Raw genomic sequence first — 15,612 nt, 5'->3', positions numbered from 1 at the left:
GCCGGCGCGGCCGCGGTGCCGCGGGCGACGACCGGCACGGTGGCGTCGGTGCCGTCCGCCGCGGGGGCGGTGGCGCCCGGCAGCACCGGGGCGTCCGGGTCGCCGACCGGGGCCAGCAGGCCCTCGGCGCCGTCGACGGCCTCGACGACCTGCTGCGCGGCGGCCTGGTCCAGGCCGGCCAGCGCGAGCGCCGGGGCCTGGGCGGGCACGACCGGGGTCGGGGTGCCGACCGTGCCGGTCACCGCGTTGGTGAGCAGGAAGGCGTCCAGCAGCGTGGAGTCCTGGTCGGCCGCGGCGTCACCGGTCTCCGGCTCGGTCGTGGCCTCGTCGGTCTCCTCGGCCGGACGGCCGACGGTGGGCACGGTGCCCGGGACGGCGCCGGGGAGCGTCGCCGGGGCGAGCGCGGCGGCCAGCATGGCGCCGAAGCCGGCGGCCGGCGCGGTGGCAGCACCGGTGGCCTCGGGCGTGGGCGCCGTCGCCAGCGGCATCGCGCTGATCATCGGGGTCGTCATCGGGCACCTTCCAGGTCGGCCATGATCGATCGGACGTAGTTGCGGGTCTCGGCGTACGGCGGGACGCCGTCGTAGCGCATGACCGGGCCGGGGCCGGCGTTGTACGCGGCCAGGGCGAGCTCGGTCGAGCCGAAGCGCTGGGTGAGGTCGCGCAGCAGGCGGGCCGCGCCGTCGACCGCCTGGGCGGGGTCGAAGGCGTCGGTGACGCCCAGGCCGCGCGCGGTGGCGGGCATGAGCTGCATGAGGCCCTGCGCCCCCGCCGGGCTGACGGCGCCGGCGTCGAACCCGGACTCCTGCTTCGCCACGGCGGCGAGCAGGCCGGCGTCCACGCCGTAGCGGGCCTCGGCCCGCTCGAACAGGACGCCGTAGGAACCGGCGGCGGCGGTCGAGGACGCGGCGGCGGTCGCCGGCTCGGCGCCGATGACCCGGCGGATCGCGGTCGGGGTGTCGTAGACGTCCTCGATGCGCACCTTCTCGCCCGGCTTCGGCGCGTGGATCATCTTGCCGTCGCCGACGTAGATGCCGATGTGCGTCACCGGAGAGTTGAACGCGAGCAGGTCGCCGGGGCGGGCCTGGTCCAGGCTCGGGACGGCGGTGCCGACCTTCGCCTGGTCGCGCGAGACGCGCGGCAGGTCGTAGCCGAGCTCGCCGTACACCTGCTGCACGAGGCCGGAGCAGTCCAGTCCCTTGGCGGGGTCGGTGCCGCCCCAGACGTAGGGCACGCCCAGGTACTTCTTGGCCGTGTCGACGACCTTCTGGCCGCCCTCGGACGAGCCGGCCGCCTGCGCGTCGGCCAGCTGGGCCGCGAACGGCGTGGCCGAGGCGGCGGACGGGCCGGACGCGGCCGCGGCACGGCCGGACGTGAGGCCGGCGACCCGGCCGTCCAGCGTGGCCAGGTAGGACTCGATCTGCCCGATGCGGGCCTGGACCTCAGTGACGCTCATCGCTGATCACCCCGTCCGAAGCGGGCCGACGTGAGGTCGTCGGCCTCCTTGGCCTCGACGCGGCGACGCTCCGCGGCGCGCTCGGCGGCGCGGCGCTCGAGCAGCATCTCCACGGCCCGCTCGCGCGAGCGGTCGGCGGCGTGACGCGCCCGGGCCTCGTCGGCCACGGTGCCGCGCCAGGAGACCTCCTCGCGCATCTCGCCCAGGCGGGCCGAGACGCCGGCGACCGACTGGCGCAGCGCCAGGAAGGCGCCGGCCCCGACCCGGTCGAGGTCGGGCGACTGGGCGACGGCGGCGTGCAGCCCGGCCAGCGACTGCTGGGCACCGGCCTGCTCGGCCAGCGCCTGGTGCAGGCCCAGACGGCTGTCGCGCTCGCGCACGGAGCGCACGCGGAGCACCGCGTGCAGCCCGGCGTCGTGCTTCGCGCTCATGGGCGAACCTCCGTGAAGAGCGCACGGTACGGACGTCCGCCCATGACGGTGCCGATGCTTCGCTCGCTGTGCTCGCTCATGCGGACACCACCTGACGCAGGCGGTCCCACGCCTCGGGCGTGGGCGTCTGGTCGTCCATCGACTGCTGCAGGAAGCCGTCGATGGCACCCATGGAGGCCAGCGCGGCGTCGGCGTCGGGGTCCGAGCCGGACGCGTAGGCGCCGATCTCGACGAGCTCGCGGACGTCGCGGTGCGCGGCGAGCAGCTTGCGCAGCCGGCGGGCGGCCTGCTGCTGCTCGGGGTCGGTGATCCGCGACGTGGTGCGCGAGATCGACTCGAGCACGTCGATCGACGGGAAGTGACCGGCGGTCGCCAGGCGGCGCGACAGGACGACGTGGCCGTCCAGGATCGAGCGGGCGGTGTCGCCGATCGGGTCCTGCAGGTCGTCGCCCTCGATGAGGACGGTGTAGAGACCGGTGATGCTGCCGTGCGGCGACGTGCCGGCGCGCTCCAGCAGGCGGGGCATGAGGCCGAACACGCTCGGCGGGTAGCCGCGCGTGGCCGGGGGCTCGCCGGCCGACAGGCCGATCTCACGCTGGGCCATGGACACGCGGGTGAGCGAGTCCATCATCAGCACGACGTCCTTGCCCTGGTCGCGGAACCACTCGGCGATGCGGGTGGCCACGAACGCCGAGCGCATGCGCTCCACGGCGGGGGCGTCGGACGTGGCGACGACGACCACCGAGCGGGCCAGGCCCTCGGGACCGAGATCGTGGTGGATGAACTCGGCGACCTCGCGGCCACGCTCGCCCACCAGGGCGATGACGTTCACGTCGGCGTCGGTGCCGCGGGCGATCATCGACAGCAGGCTGGACTTGCCGACGCCCGAGCCGGCCATGATGCCGAGGCGCTGGCCGCGACCGCACGGCACGAGGGTGTCGAGCGCGCGCACGCCCAGGCCGAGCTGGCGGTCGATGCGCGGACGGTCGAGCGCGTTCGGGGCGGCGTGGTCGACGCCGACCCGCTCCAGGCCCTCGGGCAGCGCGCGCCCGTCGATCGGTCGCCCGAGGCCGTCGAGCACGCGGCCGAGCAGCTGCTCGCCCACGGACACGGTCAGGGGCCCACCGGTGCCGCGCACGGCGGCGCCCACCTGGACGCCCTCGACGGGTGCCAGGGGCAGGCAGGTCAGGCCCTCGCGGTCGACGGCGGTGACCTCGGCCAGCACCGGGCTCTCGCCCTGCGCCTCGACCAGGTCGGACACGGCGGCGTCCAGCCCGACGACGCGGACCTTCAGGCCCAGCACCCCGGCCACGCGGCCCATGGCCTGCGGCGGGATGGCGTCCATGGCGCTCTTCGCCACGTCAGCAGTGAGGACGCTCATCGGCGGCCCCCCGTGGGGATCGAACGGTACGCGTGCCCGCCGATGACGACGGTGCTCATGGTTCGCTCGCTGCGCTCGCTCATCGGAGCACCTCGCGGACCCGGTCGAGCGCGGTCGACAGGCGCAGGTCGACGACCTGCTCGTCGGTCTCGACGACGGAGTCGATGCGACCCAGCGACGGGTCGGGCACGACGGTGACGCCGCGCTGGGCGAGCGCCTCGTGGTCGGCGCCCTCGGCGGCGTCCGGGTGCAGCCGCAGCCGCACGAACGGGGTCTCGGGCATGAGCGCGAGCGCCCGGCGCACGGACGTGATGCCCGGCTCCTGGCAGATCGCGACGGTCTCGCCGACCAGCGTCTCGGTGAGGTCGCTGGCCAGGTCGGTCGCGGCCTCCTCGACCTGCGCGCACACGGCGGCCACCACGGCGCGGACCCGGCCGGCGGCCGCGGTCAGCGCCTCGATCGCGGCGGCGTGCTCGGCGTCGCGGCGCTCCTGCTCGGCGCGCGCCTGCTGGGCGAGCTTCACCCGCTCCTCGGCCAGCACGGCCTGGGCCTCGCGGCGTCCGTCGGTCCAGCCCTGGACGTAGCCCTGGGACTGCGCCGCCTTGCGCGTGCGCTCGGCGACGACGGCCAGCGTGTTCTCGGTCGCGCCGTCGGCCAGGCCGCTGTCGGGACCCAGGCGGGTCCAGGCACCGTGCCTCAGCTCGGGGACGCGCAGGGCCTGGGCCCCGCTCGCCACCTGTCCGCGGACGACCGGCGAGTCACTCGATGAACTCATCGTCGTTCCCTCGTCGCAGCATGATCTGGCCCTGCTCCTCGAGCTGGCGGATCGTGCGGATGATGGACTGCTGGGCCTCCTCGACCTGGCGCAGGCGCACCGTGCCGAGGATCTCGACCTCGTCGGCGAGCGACTCGGCCGCACGCTCGGACATGTTGCGCATGATCTTCTCGCGCACCGGCTCGGTGACGCCCTTGAGCGCCATGGCCAGCTCGCCGGTGTCGACCTGGCGCAGCACCTGCTGCACCGAGCGGTCGTCCAGCGACACGATGTCCTCGAACATGAACATCCGGCTCTTGACCTCGTCGGCCAGGTCGGGGTCGAGCGCCTCGAGGCCCTCGACGATCTGGCGCTCGGTCGAGCGGTCGGAGCGGTTGATGATGTTGACCAGCGGGTCGATGCCGCCCACGCGGGACGTCTCGGTCGGCTGCAGCATGGTGGAGAGCTTGCGCTCGAGCGTCCGCTCGACGACCTGGATGATCTCCGGCGACGTGCGGTCCATGACCGCGATGCGGTGCGCGACCACGGCCTGCTCCTCGGGCGGGAGGCTGGCCAGCAGCATGAGCGCCTTCTCCGGCGTCATGTGGGCCAGCACCAGCGCGATGATCTGCGGGTGCTCGTCGGCGACGAACGAGCGCAGCTGCGCGGGGTCGGCGTGGCGCAGGAACTGGAACGGCAGCTGCACGGCGGCGGCGTTGAGCCGGTCCATGATCTCGGCCGCGCGCTCCTCGCCGAGCGACTTCTCCAGCAGCTGGCGGGCGTAGTCCAGGCCGCCGCGGGCGATGTGGCCGCGGGCGGTGAGCATCTCGTGGAACTCGCCGAGCACCGCGTCGGCCTCGGTGCGGTCCACCGACTCCAGGCGGGCGACCTCGGTGGAGACCTCCTCGACCTCGGCCGGGCTCATGTGGCTCATCACCGCGGAGGCCTTCTCCGGGCCCAGCGAGATCAGCAGCACCGCGGCCTTGTGCACGCCCAGGCGGGCGGTCATCGTGGCGGTCATCGGCGCTCCACCAGCCATCCGCGGAGCAGGTTGGCGACGTCCTCGGGCTGCTTCTCCACGAGGTCGGCGATCTCCTCACGCATGCGCTCGGCCTCGAGCTCCTCCTCGCTGGCCATGACCTCGACGGCGGGGCTGACCGCCGTCGCGTCGGCCGCGGCCTGGTCGCGGCGCAGCTGCTCGACGAGGTTGTCGGCGGCCTGCTTGCGGTCGCGGGCGTTGCGGCGGCTGCGCAGCCAGAAGATCAGCACGATGACGGCGACCAGCACGACGATGCCGGCGGTCTTCGCCGTGTCCCAGATCCGGTCCCAGCGCTCGGCCGCGGCGGCGTCGGCGAGCGCCTGGGCGGCCGCGTCCTCGCTGGTGCGGTCGAAGGCCATGGACGAGACCTCGATGGTGTCGCCCCGGTCCTCGTCGGTGCCGATCGCGGCGGCGATGAGGTCGTTGACCTGCGCGGTGGTGGCCGCGCCCTGGTTGGCGCTGTCCAGGACGACGCCGACGTGGAGCGACTCGACGCCGCCGGGGGCCTGCTCGCGCTGCTCGACGGTCTTGTCGATCGCGTTGTCCGACGTCCGCTCGTTCTTGGTGTACGAGCCGTTGCCGTTGGCGCCACCGCCGGTGAGGGTGTCCTCCATCTGGCCGTCGGGCCCGACGACGCCGGTCGAGCCGCCGTCGCCGCCCGTGCCCTGGTAGGTCTCGGTCTTGGTCGACTCCGAGAGCGCGGGGATGTTGTTCGCGCGGAAGTAGCGGGTGGTCTCGCTGACCGACTTGTCGAAGTCGAGGTTCGCGGTCACCTGCACGGTGGAGTTGCCCGGGCCGAGGACGCGGTCGAGCATCGCCTGCACGCGGGTCTGCATGTTGGTCTGGAACTGGTCGACCTGCTTGAGCTGCGAGCCCGAGCCGGCCTGCGCCGAGCCGTCGGAGGTCGACAGCACCTGGCCGCTGGAGTCGGTGACGGTCACCTTGTCGGGCTTGAGCCCGTCGACGCTGGACGCGACGAGGTGGACGATCGCCTGGACCTGGTCCTCGGGCAGCTGCTCGCCGGTGCGCGGCTTGACCAGCACCGAGGCGGTGGCGGGCTGCTGCTCGGCGGCGAAGACGACCTTCTCGGGCAGCGCGAGGTGCACGGTGGCGACGTCGATGGAGTCCAGCGACTCGATCGTGTTGGTGAGCTCGCCCTCCATCGCGCGCTTGTAGTCGGTCTGCTCCTTGAAGTCCGACGCGGCGACGCCCTGCTTGTCCAGGATCGAGTAGCCCTCGCTGGACGAGGAGGGGATGCCCTCGCCGCTCAGCGTGATGCGGGTCTTGTGGACGACGTCGTCCGGCACCATGATCGTGCCGCCGCCGTCGGCGATCTCGTAGGGCGTGCCGGCGGCGTCGAGCTCCTCGACGACCGAGGACGCGTCCTCGGACGACAGCCCGCTGAACAGCGGCGCGTAGCTCGGCGTGGACGCCCAGCGGAACGCCAGGAACGCTGCCAGCAGCACCGCGGCACCACCGACGACGACCGTGGCCTTCTGGCCGCTCGTGTAGCCGGCGAACGTCTCGCGGACGCTCGTGAGCCGGCGCATGACCTCGTTCTTCATCCGATCGGGGTCCGCATGATCTCGGTGAACGCCTCGACGGCCTTGTTGCGCATCGCGACGGTGAGCTGCGTGGTCATCTGCGTCTCGGCCGCGGCGATCGTGTAGTCGTGGATGTTCTGCAGGTCACCGGTCGTGGCCTGGACGGCCAGGTCGTCGGTGCGGTCGTTCATGGCCTCCAGGCCCTCGATCTTGTCCGCGAGCAGCGAGCCGAAGCTCGTGCCGGCGACCGACTGGGGACCGGAGACGCCCTGGGGACCCGCGGCACCGCGCACGGCGGTGACGTCGGAGTCGATCTGCAGGGGCTGCAGCGGCGTGAAGCCGCCGATGGGCTCGATGGCGGGGATGCTCATCACTTTCCGATCTGCAGGGCGCTGGTGTACGCGTCCTGCGCGGTCTTGGTGACGGACACGGAGGCCTGGTAGCCGCGCTGGGCCATGATGAGCTGGCTCATCTGGCTGTTCATGTCCGTGTCGGGGGTGCGGACGTAGCCGTCCTCGTCGGCGAGCGGGTGGCTCGGGTCGTGGACGACCCGGCCCTCGGCGGAGGTCTCGGCCACACCGGAGACCTCGACGCCGCCGCCCTCGGACGAGCGCAGCATCAGCATCTGCGCCTGGAAGGCGTCCTGGTCGGTCGCAGAGACGGTGTTGACGTTGGCGATGTTGGTCGCGAGGGTGTCCAGCCAGGTCTGGTGGACGCCGAGGCTGCTGTTCGCGATGCGCAGCGCGTCGAAGGCGCTCATCAGTGGGCGCTCGCAGCCGTGATCACCAGGTTGTGGCGGTCGGAGATGGCCCGGCCGACGACCTGCTGCTGGTAGCTGGTCTGCATCGCGGCCATCGTCTCCTTGCGGAGGTCGACGTTGTTGCCGTTGGCGCCGACCGGCGTGGAGGTGGCGACGGTGTCGATGCCGGGGGCGTCCAGCTCGGCGGCGGACCCGCCCTCGATGGCGCGACGCAGGTTGGTCTCGAAGTCGACCGTGGTGGCCCGGTAGTTGGGCGTGTCCACGTTGGCGATGTTGTCGGCGATGACGGTCTGGCGCGTGGCCAGGCCGTCCAGGGCGCTGTGCAGCACAGAGCCGACCGGATCGACGAACGACACGGGGTGTCCTCCTGGGAAGGGAACGTCAGGGTCGCGCCGATCCGTCGGCATCACGAGCCGTCCTGGCTCGCTGACCCATTCGGCCCCGTGGAGGACGAGTTGAGGGTTTTCCGCGAAACTTTCGCGCGAGCCTCAGGCGTCGAGGTCGACGTACCGCGCGGCGGCCTGCTTGGTGCGGCCGGGAGCGGCGAAGCGCTGCGCGGAGCGCGCGCTCGTCAGGCGGCCGCGCACGTCGTCGCGCATCGCGGCCAGGTGTCGCGAGAGCTCCTGCTGGGCGTCCAGCAGCTGCTCGGCCTCCGCGCGCAGGCGCTCGGGCAGTGGCGGGAGCCCCGCCGGGGGGTGCCAGGCGTCGCCGGGCTCACGGCCGGCGCGCACGTCCTCGACCGTCGCCGCGAGACGGGCGGTCAGGTCGTCGAGGACCGGTCGCCATGCGGCGACCGCAGCGTCGTCATGCACTCTGCTTGGCCACCTCGAGCGCGGCGGTGCGCCACGTGTCGGCCACCTGGCGCGACAGGTCCAGGCAGTGGCGGGCGACCGCGAGGTCGCGGTCGATGTTGGCGCGGACGAGCTGGGCCGAGAGCCAGGAGTAGATGGACGACATCGCGTGCGCGCCCTCCCACAGCTCGGGCTTGAGGCTGGACTGCAGCGCCGACACGACGTCCTGCGCGTGCAGGAAGTGTCCGTGCGAGGACTCGGTGAGCCCCTGCTCGAGCGCGGCGATGGCCTGCTCGACGTCGCGCACCAGGCGGTCCACGAGCATGACGAGGAGCCGCTCCGGGCTCGCCGTCTGGACGCTGGCCTGGAGGTAGGCGTTCTGGGGGTTGGGAGTCATGACTCTCCTCAGCTCGTCGAGTAGCCCGGCAGCGAGGCGATCTGGCCCGACAGCCAGCTGCCGACGTTCTGCCACTGGTTCATGAAGGTGTCGAGGGCGGTGAACTGGCGCGTCATCGTCTTCTCGCGCAGCTCCAGGCGGACGTCCCACGCGGCGATCGAGGTCTCGAGCTGCTTGATGGTCGCCTGGCGGCCCTCGACGGCCTTGGTCAGGTTGCCGTCGACCGAGTCGCTGGCCGCCTTGGCGACCTTCTCGTAGCGCTGGATCAGGCCGGTGCCGGCCTCGTTGGCGAAGGCGGCCTGGACGGTCACCGGGTCGGCGCTGTAGGCGTCGGTGAACTTCTTCTCGTCCAGGACGACGTTGCCGTAGCGGTCCAGCTGCAGGCCCATGGCGGCCATCGAGGTGCCGTCGGTCGGGAAGATCGCGCCGAGCAGGCTCGAGCGCAGGTCGCGCACCGAGCCCTCGCGCGACAGCACGCCGGCGAGCTTGGTGGTCTCGTTGAACGTGGCCTGGGCATCGATGTCGTCCAGGATCGCGTTGATCTGGCCGACGAAGCTCTTGATCGTGGCGGTCATGGCCGCGGCGTCGCCCTCGACCTCGACGGTGATGTCGGTGTCGATCGGGGTGGCCGAGCCGAGCACGACCGACAGGCCGGTGCCGAGCCCGGTCACGGTGTTGGTCGCCGAGACGACCTCGTCACCGCCGACGACCAGGCGGGCGTCCTTGCCGGTGACCGTGCGGGAGGCGTCGGCGCCGCCGAGGATCGGTCCGGAGGGGCTGCCCAGGGTGAAGGCGGACTCGGCGCCGGTCTCCTTGGCGGTGACGCGCAGGCGGTAGCCGTCCACGGTGCTGACCGTGGTGGCGGTGACGCCGGCGGAGGAACGGTTGAGCGCGGCGACGAGCGCGCCGAGGGAGCCGTCGCCGGCGTCGACCTCGACCGGGCCGTCGGCGCCGGAGATGGTGACCAGGTGCTTGCCGTCGGCGTCCGCGGGGACGACCACGTCGGTGAGCGCGTCGGACAGCTCGGAGAGCTGGATCGAGTGCGCGACGGCGAGGTTCTTGACCTGGAAGGTGGTCGAGCCCGTGCTGGCGCCGTTGGCGGCGGCCACGGTGACCTTGTCGTTGCTGGAGGTCGCCTTGACCGGCGCCCAGGCGGCGGGCTTGGCCAGGTCGGCGGCGGTGGTCGCGAGGGTGGCGAGCTTGGCGTTGAGCTTCTGCAGGGCCGTGACGACCGTGCCGTGCTGCGTGACCTTGGTCTTCAGCGCGGTCTGCTGCTTCGCCTCGAGCGCCATCAGCTGGGCGATCGTGGCACTGTCCACGCCGCTGATGATGCCCGGCATGCTGGCGGTGGCCATGGTGCTCCCCTCGGGGTACGTCGGGTGTGGTGCTGGTGCACGAAGGGCGGCCCCCGTGGTGGCGGGCCGCCCTCCGTCTCAGATCAGCGCAGGAGCTGCAGGACGCCCTGCGGGACCTGGTTGGCCTGAGCGAGCATCGCCGTGCCGGCCTGCGACAGGATCTGGCTGCGGGTCAGGTTCATCATCTCCGAAGCCATGTCGGTGTCGCGGATGCGCGACTCCGACGCCGACAGGTTCTCGATCGCGACGTTCACCGAGTTGATGGTGTGCTCGAAGCGGTTCTGGATCGCACCCAGCTCGGCGCGCTGCGTCGAGATGGTGGTGATCGCGGTCTGGACGGTGTTGCTGTCCGTGATGACCGCAGCCGAGACGTCGATCGCGGCCAGGGCGGTGGCCGAGATGTCGATGGTGTCGGCCGAGTCGTAGCCGGTCTGGAAGGTCAGCTCGGCGCCGCCGAAGAGCGCGATGCCGTTGAACTTCGTGTTGGCCTCGATACGCTCGATCTCGGTGTGCAGCTGCGTGAACTCAGCCGACAGAGCCGCCTGCGACTCGGTGCTCTGCGTACCGTTGTTGTGCTGCACCGCGAGGTCGTTCATGCGCTGGAGCATGGAGTGGACCTCGGTCAGCGCGCCTTCAGCGGTCTGCGCGACGGAGATGCCGTCCTGAGCGTTGCGGACGGCGATCTTCAGGCCGCCAACCTGCGAGCGCAGGCCCTCGGAGATCGCGAGGCCGGCGGCGTCGTCGGCAGCGCGGTTGATGCGGAAGCCGCTGGACAGCTTCTCGAGGGACTTGGACTGCGCGTTCTGGGTGCTCGACAGGTTGCGGTACGAGTTCAGAGCGTCGATGTTCTGGTTGATGCGAAGACTCATGGGAAACCCTCCTGGTCAATGTGAGTCGTGCTTGCCGAGGTACCCGTCCGTGGGCGCCTCGGGGTGACCTATCGGTCGGTCCCGACCCCACCTGAGGGGTCGGAAGATCTTTTTTTCAGGCCGACGCGTCGAGGGCGACGACGGGCGCCGGAACCGCGGCGGGGCGGGCCACGGCGGCGTGACGGGCGGCGACCGCGGCGACGTACGCCTCGCGGCGACGCGCGGCGCAGCCGGCCTTCTTCTCCGCGGCCTGGTCCGTCAGCTCGGGGGAGAGCAGACGGCGCAGGGCCTCGCGCAGCAGGACGAGCGCCTCGGCGCGCATCTGCGACACCCGCGACTCGGTGACGCCGAGGGTCTCGGCGATCTCGGCCATGGGGCGCTCGGCCAGGAAGTACTGCTCCACGACGTGGCGCAGACGCTCGGGCAGCTCGGCCACCGCGTCGACGAGGTACTCCATCTCCTCACGGCCGAGCAGCGACTCGTCCGGGCGGGGAGCGCGGCTGACCAGCTGGTCGGCCAGCGTGAAGTCGCCGGCGCCGTCGAGCGAGAAGACCTGCGAGCGGGCCACGTCGCCCTGGTTCGCGGCCACCTCCTCCTCGCGCAGGCCGGCGGCGCTCGCCAGCTCGGAGGTGCTCGGCGCGCGGCCGAGGGTGGACGTGAGGGTGGCGCGGGTGGCCTCCAGCTCACGCGCCCGGCGGCGGACGCTGCGCGAGGCCCAGTCCAGGCCGCGCAGCTCGTCCAGGACCGCGCCGCGGATGCGGGTGGCGGCGTAGCGGGCGAACGGGACGCCGCGCTCCTCCTGGAACGACTGTGCCGCCTGCACCAGCGCCAGCATGCCGGCGGAGGTGAGGTCGTCACGGCTCACGTGGCTCGGCACCCGTCCCATCGTCTCGCGGACGATGTGACCGACCAGTGCCAAATTCGACGTGACCAGCTCGTGGTTGCTCATGTGGTTTTGCCCCTTTCCACGAAAAATCTTTGTCGCTACAAGCACCCCTCAGCGCCAAAATCGGGCAAATGAGCCTAAGGACCTCTTAGATTGGGCCCTTTACGGGACCCATTCGGGACCTGTGCGGTTTGACAGCGGGACCTAGGGCCCGTAACCCGCTGCGAAAACTTGCGCGAAACCTGGGCATTGGCTGAGTTTTGGCCGGCGACGGTCACCTCGTCGCGGGAAAGCGCTCAGGACCGCCGGACGCCGCCCGATGGAAGGGACCGACCGTCCACGTGCGCCCTGCGGGTGGAGGTCCGCACGAAAGGGAGCGGTACCCCGTGGAGGAGCTGTCACTCATCCTCGCCGACGAGCGAGAGGCCCTCGAGCGCCTGCAGTTCGCGCTCGAGACCGAGCGTCTCGTGCTCGCGAGCGGACGCACGCGCTGGTTGATGCGCGCCGCCAAGGGCGTCGAGGACGTGCTGGAGGAGCTCCGCACCGTCGAGGTCATGCGCGCCGTCGCTGCCGACCAGGCCGCCGAGGCCCTGGGGCTGGAGAGCAACCCGAGCCTGCAGGTGCTGGCCGACGCCGCCGACGAGCCGTGGCGCACGATCCTGCTCGACCACCACACCGCGTTCGTCTCCACCGTGCACGAGATCACCGACCTCGCCGAGAACAACCGCGAGCTCATCACCTCCGGCTACACCTCGGCCCGCGAGACGCTCCTGGCGCTCGGCAAGGGCGCCGAGGGCTACAGCCCCGACGGCACCGCGGCCGTCATCGCCTCCACGCCCCACCGACTCGTCGACAGGACCCTGTGACATGGCCGGCACCTTCTCCTCCTTCGGCAGCGCCCTCTCGGGCCTGCGCTACAGCCAGACCGCGATGGACGTCGCGAGCCTGAACCTCGCGAACGTCGACTCCAAGGGCTACACCCGCCAGCGCGTCGAGGCCTCGGCCTCGACCAGCGCGGCGAACGCGGCGATGTACGCCCGCGGCAACAGCTACGGCGACGGCGTGGGCGTCGACGGCGTCTCGCGCGCGGTCGACCTGCTGCTCAACAGCCGTGCCCGCACCGAGCACGCCACGCAGCAGTTCCTCGACATCCAGGCCGACGTGCTCAAGCGCGTCGAGGCCGGCGTCAGCGAGCCGGGCAAGACCGGGCTCAACTCGGCGCTCGACGGGTTCCGCAAGTCCTGGGGCGACCTGGTCAACGCGCCGGACCAGAGCGCCGCCCGCTCGCAGGTCATCGCGGCGGCCAACACGCTGAGCGAGGCGCTGCGCTCGCAGGCGCGCATGCTGCAGGGCGAGGACACCGACGCCCGGCTGCGCGTGCTGGACAACGTCGACAAGGTCAACACGATCGCCGGCGAGATGGCCTCGCTCAACGAGAAGATCCAGATCGCCTCGTTCGACGGCACCGCCAACAACACCCTGCTCGACCGCCGCGACCAGCTCATGCTCGAGCTGAGCCAGCTCGGTGGCGCCGAGTCGACCATCCAGTCCAACGGCACCGTCCAGGTCAACCTCGGCGGCCTGACCCTGGTGAGCGGCAACACCGCCGCGACGCTGTCGGTCAGTGCCGGCATCGGCGCGGACGGCTCCGGCACCGGCGCCCCGATCGCCTTCGAGCTCAGCCTGGGCGGCACGTCGCTCGGCAACCCGGCCATCGGCACCGGCACGCTGGGCGGCCTCGTGCGCTCGGTCGACGTGACCATCGCCGGCATGCGCGACGAGCTCGACACGATCGCCACGACGTTCGCCGACACCGTCAACGGCCGCCACACCGGCGGCTTCGACCAGGACGGCGTCGCCGGCGAGGCGATGTTCTCCTACACGGCCGGCAACGCCGCGGCCACGATCACCGTCTCGCTGACCGACCCGCGCAAGGTCGCGGCGTCCTCGGTCGGCGGCGGCGTGCTGAACACCGACAACGCCAACTGGCTGGGCAACAACAAGACGGTCGAGGGCGCCTACCAGTCCTGGGTCGCCACGCTCGGGTCCTCGGTCTCGGCCGCGACCCGGCTGTCCACCAACCAGAAGGCCCTGACGAACCAGGTCGACGGCGCGATCGAGCAGCTCGGTGGCGTCAGCATCGACGAGGAGATGGTGAACCTCGTGAGCGCGCAGCGCATCTACGAGGCCGCCGCCCGCGTCATCACCACCCTCGACTCGGTCCTGGACACCCTGATCAACCGAACCGGAGTGACCCGCTGATGAGCATCGGACGCGTGACGCACGGCAGCATGACGCTGTCGAGCCTCAACAACCTGCAGGCCTCGCTGGGCCGGCTCGCGCAGAGCCAGGAGCAGCTGACCACCGGCAAGCGCATCAACCGCGCCTCGGACGACCCGACCGACGCCGCGCGCGCCATGCGCACGCGCAGCTCGCTGGCCGACCACGAGCAGTACGCGCGCAACGGCGCGGACGGCGCCACCTGGCTGAATCTCACGGACTCGCGGCTGCAGTCGATGAACGACTCCCTGCGCCGCGTCCACGAGCTGGGCCTCATCGGCGGCACCGACACCAACGTCGGCGCCGCGCGGGAGGCGCTGGCCGTCGAGGTCGAGCAGCTGCGCGACAAGCTGCTCACCGAGGCCAACGCGACCTACCTGGGCCGGCCGATCTTCGGCGGCATCACCTCCGGCGACAAGGCCTTCGCCGACGACGGCACGTTCGTCGGCACCAGCGGCGACGTGCAGCGCACGGTCGCCGACGGCGTGGACGTGGTCATCAACTCCGACGGCCAGGCGCTGTTCGGCAGCGGAGCCACCTCGATGTTCGCCGAGCTCGACGCGCTCGCGAACGCGATCCGCGCGGGTGACAAGGTCGCGATCAAGGCCGGCATCGACCAGGTCGCGGTCCGCAGCGGCAAGGTCGTCGACGAGCTCTCGTCGGTGGGCACCCGGACGAACCGGGTCGAGGCGGCGGTCGTGGCGGCCAAGGACTCGGTCCTGGCCCTGAACTCCAGCGTCTCCGAGCTCGAGAACGTCGAGCTGGCCGAGGCGATGATGCAGGTGCAGATGCACCAGGTGTCCTACCAGGCGGCCCTGGCCGGGACCTCGAAGGTCATCCAGCCCAGCCTCATGGACTTCCTGCGATGAGCGGCCCGACGACGAAGGTGCGTGACATGACTGCGACGACCACCGAGGCTCCCGCCGTGGAGACCGTGCCGACGCTCGAGATGGTGCAGCCGATCCTCGGCTTCCCCGCCGCCCGGCACTTCACGATCGTGGACCACCACGACAGCCTGCTGCGCACCCTGCAGTGCCTGGACGACACCGACCTGCGCTTCCTGGTCGTGCCGCCGAACGTCTTCTACCCCGACTACGCGCCGGTCGTGAGCGACCAGGTCGTCGAGGACCTGGAGATCACCGCGGCGAGCGACGTCCTGCTGCTGGTGCTGCTCAGCGCGCCCGACGGACTGGCCACCGCGACGGTCAACCTGCGGGCCCCGCTCGTCATCAACGTGCGCACCCGGCGGGCCGCCCAGGTCGTCCTGGAGGACCAGGACCACCCTCTGGCTGCGCCGCTCCAGTCCTAGGCGCGGTAGGCTCGCACGGTGCTGGTTCTGAGCCGCCGCGCAGGCGAGAGCATCGCCATCGGCGATGACGTGACGATCACGGTGCTCGACGTCCGTGGCGACGTCGTCCGCATCGGCATCGACGCGCCCCGCTCCGTGGCGGTCCACCGCACCGAGGTGCTCGTGCAGGTCGAGGCCAGCAACAAGGCCGCGGCCTCTCCCGACGACGACGTCGTCTCGTCCCTCTCCCAGGCCCTGCGCAAGCCGGCCGACGAGGCTGAGGCCGGCGACGAGGACGACCGGCCCACCGCCTGATCACTTCCCCCTGGACGGCGCTCCGGACTCATTCGTCCTAGGGTGGCGCCAAGGGAGTCCGTTCGG

19 protein-coding genes and 1 pseudogene are annotated in these 15,612 nt (G+C 71.8%); 5 read left to right on the top strand and 15 right to left on the bottom strand.

The window, feature by feature from the left end; all coding sequences use genetic code 11:
• The 15 genes and pseudogenes from HGAM_RS20530 to HGAM_RS17530 all read right to left on the bottom strand — a co-directional run.
• Positions 1-512, bottom strand: a pseudogene (locus HGAM_RS20530) (hypothetical protein); the annotation flags it as partial.
• Positions 509-1,456 carry a transglycosylase SLT domain-containing protein gene (locus HGAM_RS03565; RefSeq protein WP_019144098.1) on the bottom strand — a complete coding sequence of 316 codons (948 nt, stop codon included), beginning with the start codon at positions 1,454-1,456 and terminating at the stop codon, positions 509-511. The gene HGAM_RS03565 and the pseudogene HGAM_RS20530, both read right to left, overlap by 4 nt.
• On the bottom strand, positions 1,453-1,887 hold the full coding sequence (locus HGAM_RS17535) for a flagellar FliJ family protein (protein ID WP_019144097.1): 435 nt from the start codon (positions 1,885-1,887) through the stop codon (positions 1,453-1,455). The genes HGAM_RS03565 and HGAM_RS17535 overlap by 4 nt, the downstream gene beginning before the upstream one ends.
• A gap of 76 nt (positions 1,888-1,963) precedes the next feature.
• Positions 1,964-3,268 carry a FliI/YscN family ATPase gene (locus tag HGAM_RS03555; RefSeq protein WP_019144096.1) on the bottom strand — a complete coding sequence of 435 codons (1,305 nt, stop codon included), beginning with the start codon at positions 3,266-3,268 and terminating at the stop codon, positions 1,964-1,966.
• Positions 3,269-3,347: 79 nt separating this feature from the next.
• The gene (locus tag HGAM_RS03550; protein WP_081591788.1) at positions 3,348-4,043 is read right to left on the bottom strand and encodes a FliH/SctL family protein; all 696 of its coding nucleotides are present in this window, start codon (positions 4,041-4,043) and stop codon (positions 3,348-3,350) included.
• Positions 4,027-5,043 carry a flagellar motor switch protein FliG gene (fliG, locus tag HGAM_RS03545; RefSeq protein ID WP_019144094.1) on the bottom strand — a complete coding sequence of 339 codons (1,017 nt, stop codon included), beginning with the start codon at positions 5,041-5,043 and terminating at the stop codon, positions 4,027-4,029. The genes HGAM_RS03550 and fliG overlap by 17 nt, the downstream gene beginning before the upstream one ends.
• Positions 5,040-6,626: a flagellar basal-body MS-ring/collar protein FliF gene (gene fliF, locus HGAM_RS03540; RefSeq protein ID WP_019144093.1), complete on the bottom strand. Its 1,587-nt coding sequence runs from the start codon at positions 6,624-6,626 to the stop codon at positions 5,040-5,042. Before fliF ends, fliG begins: the two co-directional genes overlap by 4 nt.
• Complete coding sequence (gene fliE / locus HGAM_RS03535) at positions 6,623-6,976, bottom strand: flagellar hook-basal body complex protein FliE (RefSeq protein WP_019144092.1); 354 nt, start codon at positions 6,974-6,976, stop codon at positions 6,623-6,625. The genes fliF and fliE overlap by 4 nt, the downstream gene beginning before the upstream one ends.
• Positions 6,976-7,365: a flagellar basal body rod protein FlgC gene (locus HGAM_RS03530; RefSeq protein WP_019144091.1), complete on the bottom strand. Its 390-nt coding sequence runs from the start codon at positions 7,363-7,365 to the stop codon at positions 6,976-6,978. The genes fliE and HGAM_RS03530 overlap by 1 nt, the downstream gene beginning before the upstream one ends.
• Positions 7,365-7,721, bottom strand: coding sequence for a flagellar basal body rod protein FlgB (flgB, locus tag HGAM_RS03525; RefSeq protein ID WP_019144090.1), 357 nt, complete (start codon positions 7,719-7,721; stop codon positions 7,365-7,367). Before flgB ends, HGAM_RS03530 begins: the two co-directional genes overlap by 1 nt.
• 132 nt (positions 7,722-7,853) lie before the next feature.
• A complete protein-coding gene (locus HGAM_RS03520; protein WP_019144089.1) occupies positions 7,854-8,177 on the bottom strand; it encodes a hypothetical protein in 324 nt (107 codons plus the stop codon).
• Positions 8,170-8,553 carry a flagellar export chaperone FliS gene (fliS, locus tag HGAM_RS03515; protein ID WP_019144088.1) on the bottom strand — a complete coding sequence of 128 codons (384 nt, stop codon included), beginning with the start codon at positions 8,551-8,553 and terminating at the stop codon, positions 8,170-8,172. The genes HGAM_RS03520 and fliS overlap by 8 nt, the downstream gene beginning before the upstream one ends.
• An 8-nt stretch (positions 8,554-8,561) precedes the next feature.
• Positions 8,562-9,908, bottom strand: coding sequence for a flagellar filament capping protein FliD (fliD, locus tag HGAM_RS03510; RefSeq protein ID WP_019144087.1), 1,347 nt, complete (start codon positions 9,906-9,908; stop codon positions 8,562-8,564).
• A gap of 83 nt (positions 9,909-9,991) precedes the next feature.
• Positions 9,992-10,777, bottom strand: coding sequence for a flagellin N-terminal helical domain-containing protein (locus HGAM_RS03505; RefSeq protein WP_019144086.1), 786 nt, complete (start codon positions 10,775-10,777; stop codon positions 9,992-9,994).
• A 115-nt stretch (positions 10,778-10,892) separates the two neighbouring features.
• On the bottom strand, positions 10,893-11,726 hold the full coding sequence (locus HGAM_RS17530; RefSeq protein ID WP_019144085.1) for a sigma-70 family RNA polymerase sigma factor: 834 nt from the start codon (positions 11,724-11,726) through the stop codon (positions 10,893-10,895).
• Between the two features lie 323 nt (positions 11,727-12,049).
• Between HGAM_RS17530 and HGAM_RS17525 the strand changes: the two genes are divergently transcribed.
• From HGAM_RS17525 to csrA, 5 genes are read left to right on the top strand one after another with little or no spacing between them, the layout of a single operon-like run.
• On the top strand, positions 12,050-12,529 hold the full coding sequence (locus HGAM_RS17525) for a flagellar protein FlgN (RefSeq protein WP_019144084.1): 480 nt from the start codon (positions 12,050-12,052) through the stop codon (positions 12,527-12,529).
• A gap of 1 nt (position 12,530) precedes the next feature.
• Positions 12,531-13,925: a flagellar hook-associated protein FlgK gene (flgK, locus tag HGAM_RS03490; protein WP_019144083.1), complete on the top strand. Its 1,395-nt coding sequence runs from the start codon at positions 12,531-12,533 to the stop codon at positions 13,923-13,925.
• Positions 13,926-13,939: 14 nt separating this feature from the next.
• Positions 13,940-14,812, top strand: coding sequence for a flagellar hook-associated protein FlgL (gene flgL, locus HGAM_RS03485; protein ID WP_172636418.1), 873 nt, complete (start codon positions 13,940-13,942; stop codon positions 14,810-14,812).
• A 26-nt stretch (positions 14,813-14,838) separates the two neighbouring features.
• Positions 14,839-15,252, top strand: a complete 414-nt coding sequence (gene fliW, locus HGAM_RS03480) for a flagellar assembly protein FliW (protein WP_019144081.1) — start codon at positions 14,839-14,841, stop codon at positions 15,250-15,252.
• An 18-nt stretch (positions 15,253-15,270) separates the two neighbouring features.
• The gene (csrA, locus tag HGAM_RS20980) at positions 15,271-15,546 is read left to right on the top strand and encodes a carbon storage regulator CsrA (protein ID WP_019144080.1); all 276 of its coding nucleotides are present in this window, start codon (positions 15,271-15,273) and stop codon (positions 15,544-15,546) included.
• The last annotated feature ends 66 nt before the right edge of the window (positions 15,547-15,612 follow it).

This window comes from Aeromicrobium massiliense JC14 (genome assembly GCF_000312105.1).
GTDB lineage: Bacteria > Actinomycetota > Actinomycetes > Propionibacteriales > Nocardioidaceae > Aeromicrobium > Aeromicrobium massiliense.
Note: the sequence above shows the minus strand (reverse complement) of the source record. Positions and strands in the feature narration are given on the sequence as shown.